A 6357-nucleotide genomic window follows, 5' to 3' on the forward strand; every position below is an offset into this window, starting at 1 on the left:
TAAGACAATAAGTGATAGATGGTGAAATTAATTATAAATACACATTTTTTTGATGGCCAAATTAGCTATTAAAATAAACAAAGAAAACGGTATGTCTCATTAGCTCATGCTAGATTATACCTTTTAACTTATGTCGTGTTCATGATGTAAGTATCAAATATATTAGGAGGAAAATTGAAAAAATTCAGCGCGGCAATAATATCGACTACCCTGTGTATACCTTTTGCGGTCGTGGCAGAGGAACAAACTCAGTGGCATTACAGCTTAGGTGGTCATGATTTTGCAGTACAGGATTCTCACACATTAGGTGTGAATGTAAGCTTGCTAATCGATCATAAAACCCAAAACAACATCTCGTTTGCAGCATTGATTGACGCTTATGTTGACGTGGATGTTGATAAACTCGATCCTGATCATATTCCTCTTTGGTTTAAATCAGATTACTCAATAGGAAGTGAGCTATATCGCCTCAGTTCCGAATATTCATTTGATTGGCAGTTCGATTTGCAAGGCAAGCGTAATACCGTCAGTTCTGTTGAAAAACAAATTAAGGTATTCCCTGGAATTGCGGCTAACTTTGAAGGACAGCAATTACAGGCTCAATTAAAAGTGGGGGCGGGTTATTACTCACTTGAAATCGATGATGATGTACCAAGGACAAGAGGTTACGATAGAGGTGATTTTGGTAACGATGGCTTTGCCTATAGCTTTATGGGCCGCTTAGGCGTTGATTTGACTGATAAGTTACATATGCAAGTTGCCGTACAAACTTGGCAAGACAGTGAGCAGTGGTTAGAGAATCAATACCGACTTGAGCTAATCTATCAGACTGATTTTTTAGGTTTTGGTGATCAGTTAGTACTGTACACGGAACACACTCAATACAATTTAGATAATTATGCAAAAATGGATGTAAATTCGACTGGATATTTGCCAATTCTACCTTGGGATAATGATACTTTAGTACGGTTAAGCTTAATAATACCATGGTAAAAAAATGAGCAGTAACTTTAACTTAGAAACTATAAGTGTTTGTATATGCTATTTATTATGGTTTCTTTGTTGTTGATTTTAATGCTGGTCATTAGTTGTTTAATCGGGTAAAAATAAATAGTTTGTGATGTGTTGGGGTGTCGTAGAATACTTTTTTATGCGTTTCGATGCAAAATGACGGGTAATTTTCTGCAAGGCTTTACTACTCATATAGTGCTTGGGCTTAAAAATTTCCATTATTCAGCTCAATGATAATGAAGTCATCAATAGTCACTTTAAGTAAGTCAATATTTGGTAAGTATCTACGAGAAGTTATGAATTATATTAATAGAAACACCCTGACAGAGTTAGATTTACATTGGTTTCGTAAATTTAAAGCCAGTAAGAATCTTGATACGTTATCAATACAAGTGACTGGTGCGGAACGTAAAATTGAACAAGATGCTGCACTCTCTCACCGTGAGAAGTTTGATAACCTTACGTCGATTAATACCGCGTTTTGTCTTCGTGAAACTGAAATAAAACGACTCACCGGAGATTGGTCTTAAACTGGACGTTATTGAACAAAGCTGTTGCGCGCTGCTTAACTGTGATTCCGCTAAATGTGTAAGTCTGCCAGTATCTGCTAGACTTAAAAGATGTGATGGAACACTACTATGACAAGGAATTCTCAATGCAACTCATACAAATCAAGCAATGCTATCAATTCGGAAGCGCTCGATACGATAGAGCCAGTCTTAAAAAAGCAAATTCCTATAGTCCTATAGCATACCAATTAATTATGATTTGGCAGCGGCCAAGTCCAACAAACAATTTATGCCCTGCAAACAGCGCGTAAATACTAAAGCGTTAGGGTAAATTTAACTTCAATCAACCAAAAGGGACGTAAGCACAATGCTGTTTGAATTACTTTATACGAGTATCGCACCGGCAGGTTTATCAGAAACTGAACTTTTAAGCATATTAGAAAAAGCCAGAGCAAAAAACCAAGCCTCTGGTATAACAGGAATGCTGGTTTATCATAATCGGGAGATAATGCAAATTCTTGAGGGTGAAGAACTCAACGTCAGGGCTCTTTTTCAAACTATTTTCAAGGACGAAAGGCATACTAGTGTCGAAGTTTTTTATCAGGGGAATATTGACCATAGAGCATTTTCTGAATGGTCTATGGCATTTAAAGTGCTCGATGAGAATACAGTCAGAAAAATGTTAATTGGGTATGAAAATTTCAACCCCGAAAAATCACCGATCAGTATGATTGCGGATAGTCCAAATCGAGGTAAGAGAACATTTCTGAAAATGCGAGATTCGCTGTAAGAAAACTTGTGTTTCTAAAGGTTCTATCCAAACAACCGACTTAATTTGAATCTCACGAATTAGAGTAAAAATCTAACGCGCTTTGTCCAAAAACGAGCTAGTGGTTCACTCTACACCAGACTGATTCACACTGATACCCCCGATGTTACAACCGAAATCAATATTGTTATTGGGGCCTGATTTCATTAGCTAGCAGAGGATTTTAAAGTCGTTATGTAGTTTGGCCCAGTGAGCTTTTAATATCGCTTTATGCTCTTCATGCATGGGGAGTTCAGCAAGTGCCTCTGGCCAAAGAGTACGGGCTTTTTGCATGGCATCCAGTAAATGAACCTTTATCGCAGGCCATGGTAGGCCTGTTCTCGTTGCCCATGCTTGGAAGGTTGTAATATCGATGGCGTACCATAGCTTTTGTTTATTCATGTTGAGGGCTATGGCGGTTTCGCCTTCTATGTAGGGTAAGGTGCTGACAATATCGTAAGCGGGTGAGAGTATCGCATTTTGGGTATCTGGGTAGATAACACTCCAATTTTTTAAGTGGGCATCACCGTTGGCGAGCAAGATATTGGCCAGCAACCGCCTTGCCATTTGCTGCACGTCTTTTAGTCCGTTGTAGCTGCTCATGTATAGAGCTTTAGCTATGGCTTCGTAGTTGTATTTGCCGTATTTATCATGGGCGTAAACTTCGAATATTTGGGCAAAGTCCTCTGCATGAATGCGGCCTGTATCACTGCGGTCAAAGCGCTTAATTGCATAAGCCGTTGGTTCATCTGGTAGTTTGATGTTAGGTAGATTATCCAATGCGTTAAGCGAGATGAGCTCAATTTCAGGGATATTCACTCCGATTATTTGTGCCAATTTCATTGCGGTGTATTCATTTTGTGGGACGTTGCGGTGTACTGTTGAAGGCGTCTTGATAATCCAACTATCTTGGCCTTCTTGATTGGCATTTATGTTGAATCGTCCATCGTTTCTGCTTGTCGAGAATTTCATTTGAACACCGGCAAGTGAGAACTTATTACTGGTGTGGGTGATGTCGATTACGATGGCTTCTGTTCTTTCCCGTGGTGATAGTGCCCAGGCTGGAATATCTTCTTTTGCTATGGCTGATGCGATTAAGCCGCCGGGAAGATTGTTCCCTGCCCATGCCAATATGGGAAATTCGTTGTTCTCATGTACTTTTAGCGCGGCTGACATCCAATGTCGCAATACGCCCTCGGGGAGCAAATTGGACAGCACTGGTGACAATCTTTGTGTTCTGACTTGTATTTTATCGATGTAATGTGGGTCTAGCAGCTGGGTGAGCGTTAATGTTGGTCGAAGTGCTTTTGGCATCGCGATATATTCAGGGTCAAATTTCAGAATGTTTTTACCACCAGAATAATGGGTGAGTATCGCAATCCGTTGATGATTTAAATAAAGCGCGAGGGCCTCTACTGATTCAGCCGGTTTCATAGGTTATCTTCTTTATCATCAACTGAATGTAGGACCTTATCCCAAGATGTGCCCGTCTCTGTCGTTAAGTTGTTAGGCGAATGACGGTCAATTTCTGGTTCTAAAGTTGCTTGGTTAATGAGTGCTTTTACTGCACTTATGTGCTGTTTAGGAACGATCATCATTTCAAGGTTTAATCCTTCCAAGACTCTTAGTAATGTCGATAAGCGAGTATCACTGCCACTTTCTATTCGTTGGTATTGTTGCTGTGACATACCTATGTTTAGCAGCATGTCTTTCTGACTTAGTGCTAGTTGTTCTCGGTAGTGCTTGAGTTCTGTGGCTAATTCGCTGAGGTGCTTCATGGTGTTGGCTCGGTTATCTTTTTCTTATAAACATCATATTAGTTGTTATTTACTATTGATTACAACTAATGAGATGTTTATTTGTATAAATACAACCAATTTGTTGTTTATGCGGATGGATACAACATATTAGTTGTATATGTGACGTTGATATCGGATTGGATTTTGTCATAGATGAGGTGGTTGTCGCGGGCTACATTATGGCCGCGCTGGTGTGTGTGATTAGGCCGGCTTGATTGTGTAGACATTGAAGAGTCGTTATTTAACACCACACTTCTGGGACAAAACCTTATTAGCCAGATTCGGATTAGCTATTTTATTAGTAACGCCTCTTTGGGCTACAAACTAATCAACTCTCGATATCACCAGTTGGAATAGGCATAACAGGGATATGAATCAGTTCTCTAGAGATCTGATTCATGCTAAGGCAAAAAAAAGCCCCGTTGAAAGGAAGAAACGGGGCGAAATGGGTCTGTTTTAAGGTCAGCATGAATCAGTCTGGTGTAGAGTGATTCACTAACTGATTTTTGGGCATTTTCGTGCTAGCCTAGATCGCGCTGAGGCGGCGATATGTAACACCTTACCTTTATTATAATTTAAAATTATCATTTTTATAAATATCGATAATTTTAATTGCTAATGATTAAGCCATATATTCCATTCCATCGAAACGATAGTTACAAAAAGAAATGTATTGGAGCACATTATGAAAATGAATCACGTAGGTATTATGGTTGGTGATATGGACAAAGCGGTTGAATTCTATACTAAAGCGCTAGGTCTTCGTATTGTAATGAACAAGACTAAAGTGATTGAAGAACGAGAATCTGCGATTGGCCGTATGTGCATTGCGGTATTCGGTGAAGGTTTTAAAGGCTTTAACATCGCTCACTTGGTAACAACAGATGGTATCGGCGTTGAACTGTTTGAGATGAAAGATCGTCAAGAACGTCATGAAGTAGACTTCGCTCGCCTAGGTATCTTCCACTTCTGCTTACAGCTACCTAAAGAGCAGTTTGATACAGCAATCAAACGTGTTGAAGAGTATGGCGGTAAAGTTCGGATGGACATCATGCGTTACCATCCAGAAAACGAGCTAAAACAAGCACAAATGGTTTATCTGGAAGACCCGTTTGGCAACCTGTTTGAGTTCTACTCACATTCTTACGAAGACACTTACGCTTCAGACTATGAATAAGTAAATACGTAAAACAAAAGGTTGGCTCTGATGCCAACCTTTTTGTATTCATTCCTAGGTCAGATATAAGATCAAAAAGCTAATAGCTTCTGAATAGTAGTTCTTAACTTACATCAACCAATATCAAAAGAGTTCTCGATAACTTTAATGATCTGTTCATAACGCCTAGCAAGTGGTGAATTAAGTTTGCTAACCAAGTACACAGGCTCCTGTATCTCTGCGGTAATATTGAATATTTTTAGCTGTTCTTTGGCTGCGAACAGGTTGACGCACCATCGAGGAACCACCGTAAAACCGATACCCTTAGCTATAGGAACCAATATTTGATGCACTTGGTTAATGTAGCTTTGTGTCGAAACATTCTCTAAATCGACCAAACTAAGTAAATCATTGTGGGCTTGATTAACATAAGTTTGGAAATAGTGAGCCAAATCTGGATGACGAACTACTCCCAACTCCATTAACAATTCATTTATAGATAAGTTTTCGTCTGCGGAAAGTGGCAGCACAAGAGCAAGACACTCCGCACCAATAATACGGCTCGCAAAATATTTAGGATTGGGTTCTTTTGTCACTAAACCTATATCCAATTTTCCCTGTAGTACTTGCTCAAATATACGTTGGTTTGGTGTTGCTTCTAACTCAATGGATAAGTCTGGATAACTCGTTTGCAAAGAAAGTAATTCTGAATAAATCAACCAGGCGAAAGTTCCCGAACAGCCAATAGTACAGCGACCTCGGAAAGGTTCGTCGTGTGCCAAATTCTGTAATAGTTCAGACTCTTCTTCAAAATGTTTGACAGCATAATCGTAAACTTTACGCCCATAGATTGTTAACTCAAACTTTTTGTTAAATCTCTTTATTAGAGGATAACCGCATGCAGCTTCTAGTTTATTTATGTGCTGGCTTACCCCAGGTTGCGTCATGTGGAGCAATTCGGCCGTTTTGGTGAAGTGTCCAACATCGACCAATGTTTTAAAAGTGTTAAGCCAAATAGGATTGAGCATAGTTAGAAACCAATAATTATTAATAAATACATTTTCAATAATCATT

The 6357-nt window shown here is 39.2% G+C and carries 7 protein-coding genes; 4 read left to right on the forward strand and 3 right to left on the reverse strand.

The features are described from left to right. The first annotated feature begins 174 nt into the window (after positions 1 to 174). From NE536_RS22145 to NE536_RS22155, 3 genes are all read left to right on the forward strand, one after another. The gene (locus NE536_RS22145) at positions 175 to 993 is read left to right on the forward strand and encodes a hypothetical protein (protein WP_261274035.1); all 819 of its coding nucleotides are present in this window, start codon (positions 175 to 177) and stop codon (positions 991 to 993) included. Between the two features lie 314 nt (positions 994 to 1307). Then, a complete protein-coding gene (locus NE536_RS22150; RefSeq protein WP_131525961.1) occupies positions 1308 to 1541 on the forward strand; it encodes a hypothetical protein in 234 nt (77 codons plus the stop codon). A gap of 346 nt (positions 1542 to 1887) precedes the next feature. After that, positions 1888 to 2310 carry a BLUF domain-containing protein gene (locus NE536_RS22155; RefSeq protein ID WP_261274036.1) on the forward strand — a complete coding sequence of 141 codons (423 nt, stop codon included), beginning with the start codon at positions 1888 to 1890 and terminating at the stop codon, positions 2308 to 2310. Between the two features lie 189 nt (positions 2311 to 2499). On the opposite strand, the gene NE536_RS22160 is transcribed toward NE536_RS22155, so the two are convergent. Together NE536_RS22160 and NE536_RS22165 are read right to left on the reverse strand one after the other, a co-directional pair. After that, complete coding sequence (locus tag NE536_RS22160; RefSeq protein WP_261274037.1) at positions 2500 to 3762, reverse strand: type II toxin-antitoxin system HipA family toxin; 1263 nt, start codon at positions 3760 to 3762, stop codon at positions 2500 to 2502. Further along, positions 3759 to 4106 (reverse strand): helix-turn-helix domain-containing protein, encoded by a 348-nt coding sequence (locus tag NE536_RS22165; protein ID WP_261274038.1) that lies wholly within the window; start codon positions 4104 to 4106, stop codon positions 3759 to 3761. The genes NE536_RS22160 and NE536_RS22165 overlap by 4 nt, the downstream gene beginning before the upstream one ends. Before the next feature lie 706 nt (positions 4107 to 4812). Here NE536_RS22165 and NE536_RS22170 point away from each other — a divergent pair. Next, on the forward strand, positions 4813 to 5304 hold the full coding sequence (locus tag NE536_RS22170; RefSeq protein ID WP_006087343.1) for a VOC family protein: 492 nt from the start codon (positions 4813 to 4815) through the stop codon (positions 5302 to 5304). 113 nt (positions 5305 to 5417) lie between these two features. Here NE536_RS22170 and NE536_RS22175 read toward each other — a convergent pair. Beyond that, positions 5418 to 6357: LysR family transcriptional regulator (locus NE536_RS22175; protein ID WP_006087342.1), on the reverse strand; the 940-nt coding region annotated here is incomplete at its 5' end.

It is taken from the genome of Shewanella septentrionalis (assembly GCF_025370265.1).
Classification (GTDB): domain Bacteria; phylum Pseudomonadota; class Gammaproteobacteria; order Enterobacterales; family Shewanellaceae; genus Shewanella; species Shewanella hafniensis.

What these genes read in the sequence shown, in the direction of transcription:
- NE536_RS22155 (WP_261274036.1), top strand. Translation starts at nt 1,888, where the DNA reads ATGCTGTTTGAATTACTTTATACGAGTATCGCACCGGCAGGTTTATCA.
- NE536_RS22160 (WP_261274037.1), bottom strand. Translation starts at nt 3,762, where the DNA reads ATGAAACCGGCTGAATCAGTAGAGGCCCTCGCGCTTTATTTAAATCAT.
- NE536_RS22165 (WP_261274038.1), bottom strand. Translation starts at nt 4,106, where the DNA reads ATGAAGCACCTCAGCGAATTAGCCACAGAACTCAAGCACTACCGAGAA.
- NE536_RS22150 (WP_131525961.1), top strand. Translation starts at nt 1,308, where the DNA reads ATGAATTATATTAATAGAAACACCCTGACAGAGTTAGATTTACATTGG.
- NE536_RS22170 (WP_006087343.1), top strand. Translation starts at nt 4,813, where the DNA reads ATGAAAATGAATCACGTAGGTATTATGGTTGGTGATATGGACAAAGCG.